The sequence below is a fragment of the Vibrio sp. 10N.247.311.47 genome (assembly GCF_041467535.1).
Taxonomy (GTDB): Bacteria; Pseudomonadota; Gammaproteobacteria; order Enterobacterales; family Vibrionaceae; genus Vibrio; species Vibrio crassostreae_C.
This window is the reverse complement of sequence record NZ_JBFSUR010000090.1, coordinates 1-2,039: the sequence shown is the minus strand read 5'-3', so window position 1 is coordinate 2,039 and position 2,039 is coordinate 1. Positions and strand designations below refer to the sequence as shown.

General features: G+C 50.9%; 4 protein-coding genes and 1 pseudogene. All 5 read right to left on the bottom strand.

All coding sequences use genetic code 11. The features are described from left to right. Positions 1–340 (bottom strand): TIGR03745 family integrating conjugative element membrane protein (locus AB6E51_RS24270; protein ID WP_372140291.1); only part of this gene is annotated, 340 nt, incomplete at its 3' end. Next, positions 337–579 (bottom strand): TIGR03758 family integrating conjugative element protein, encoded by a 243-nt coding sequence (locus tag AB6E51_RS24265; protein ID WP_239917870.1) that lies wholly within the window; start codon positions 577–579, stop codon positions 337–339. The genes AB6E51_RS24270 and AB6E51_RS24265, both read right to left, overlap by 4 nt. Then, complete coding sequence (locus AB6E51_RS24260; RefSeq protein WP_372050035.1) at positions 572–844, bottom strand: RAQPRD family integrative conjugative element protein; 273 nt, start codon at positions 842–844, stop codon at positions 572–574. Before AB6E51_RS24260 ends, AB6E51_RS24265 begins: the two co-directional genes overlap by 8 nt. Positions 845–1,038: 194 nt before the next feature. Further along, positions 1,039–1,686 (bottom strand): DUF4400 domain-containing protein, encoded by a 648-nt coding sequence (locus AB6E51_RS24255; protein WP_372050034.1) that lies wholly within the window; start codon positions 1,684–1,686, stop codon positions 1,039–1,041. Positions 1,687–1,701: 15 nt separating this feature from the next. Then, positions 1,702–2,039: pseudogene (locus AB6E51_RS24250) on the bottom strand (conjugative coupling factor TraD, PFGI-1 class); the annotation flags it as partial.

The following is a 2,039-nucleotide window of genomic DNA, read 5'->3' as shown; positions in this document are numbered from 1 at the left end:
CGCCCTCCAAAATATCAAGGCCGTAGTTGAGTCCCCATACCGACAACAGCAAAAGCACAGCGCCAATCACGCCGTCACTGAGCAGGTCTTTTTTGGTGGCTTGTTTCTCTTTGATTTTGCTGAATACATCCCAGATGTGACCCAGGAAATAGACAAAGCAGAAGGCAATGAAGATGCCGCCACCGTAAAGCAAGATGTCGTAGGCATAGGCGTAAATGAGCTCTAAGATGTTGTCACTGCCGCCTTGAGACGGGGTATTGTTAGTGGGGATGTCCGCCATCGCGCTCAGGCTGTGCAGCCAAGTGACGACAAAAAGAAAAAACGCTCGAAGTTGGATCATGTTGCGACTCCGTAATATAAAAACCATTGCAGGATGAGAAAGATAAACACGGCGCGAAAGACCAAGCGGCGAAACACCTCTTTGGTCACTTTTTTGTTTTTCATGCCGCGAAAGCCGCTCCAGAATACCCACAGCATCCAGAGCATCAGCAAGACACTGGTGAGTCCGGCCAACACCCATGCCAGCGTGTTGGCCTCAAACCCGGCGCCATGCTCGAAGGCTAAAAGGGGATCATTCATGAGGCGCCTGCGAAAGGTAATCGCCGCCCAGTGGCGTGATAGGTTTTGGCGCGCTGCGCTCAGGGCGTAAATAGGCATCAATGCCCGCTTGAAGGGTGCGGATATCAAGGCGCAGCGCATCGTAATCAAACTGACGTGCGGCGCGATAATCGGCTTCGCGCTCAGCACGCGTAATGAGGTAATCGAGGGTACCCAGCTGCGCAGACACTAAAGCCAGCTCTCGCTGCTCGGTATCGACGTCGGCATACAGGTTAGGACTGAGCACGCTCAGACAGAATAAAAGTGGCCATTTCACGGTGTTGATTCCTAATTAGAAAGACGTCAACACGCTAGCAAAAAAGCCATTGGAAAATCTCAATTAGAATTGTCAAAATAAAGTATTTCTAATCGAGATTATTTGATTTAATTAGGGTATAATATTAAAAGCTCTTATCTATTCCTCTGCGTGATGCTCCGTTCTTATAAATACTTCTTATAGCTCGCCACACTGGTGCGAACCAGTAACCCTGTCATGCCTGCTGCAGGCAACAACACTAAGGTCGGAGATAGGGGCCAAACCCCAGGAATGAACAGCCATAAGTAACCGGCCCCGATCATGGTCATAGAGACGGCTCGGCGCGCGTAGTAATGAGTGGTTTCGGTTTCACGCCCGACAAAGGCGGTGCGCCGCTGACGAGAGATCAGCCCATCGAATGCCCCGAGAAAGCTCGCCAGTAAGAACAAAGGCCAACTAAAGAAAAGCAGCGCGACGCGAACAAACAGCGCAAGGGTGACATACACCACGCCGTGCCAATACTCGTTCGCGAAAGCCAATGCCCCATCAAACTCAATACTGAGCAGTGTCTCGATGCGTTGACTCAGCGCATTCACCAGTCCCATCACCTTTGCCGCCAGATGCGGCTGATCGCTTTGCAGCAAGGTGATGTGCTCTACTAACACGGTTTTGGCGTGTTGCCCCGTCACTTGCCCCCAAAAAGGCGCGAACCACTCGATGAGTATCAACAGTACCCATATCCAGAAAAGATGCCCCAAAGCCACAAAAGGCAGGCCATACCAAGGCGTCGGCTCCTCGCGCTTTACGGGTGGGTTTGGTGTTTTTTCTGCCACAAGGCCTCCTGGGTTTTATTGCACTTCATGAATAGGCGATTTTGATTCATCTTCATCGAGCCCAAGGTAGGCATTATTCATCCAGCTGTTGAACTGCTCGGTGTCGTGCAACCAGTCGTGTGTACTTTTGACCGATTGGCTTTTTTGGAGCATCCCATCGACTAAGGCTTGGATATCCTTTGGCAGTTCGAGGTCGCCTTCATTGCCCGGCAATGGAAAGCGAAGCTTCCAAATCTTGGCGCCTTCGAGCTCAGCGTAGGCTTGGCCAATGGGTAAATTGGTGATGTCGTTATCGCTGACCAGTAGCACCTCTTTGTTTTGCAAAGTGTCTTTATTGCTCGAATGAAACCCGG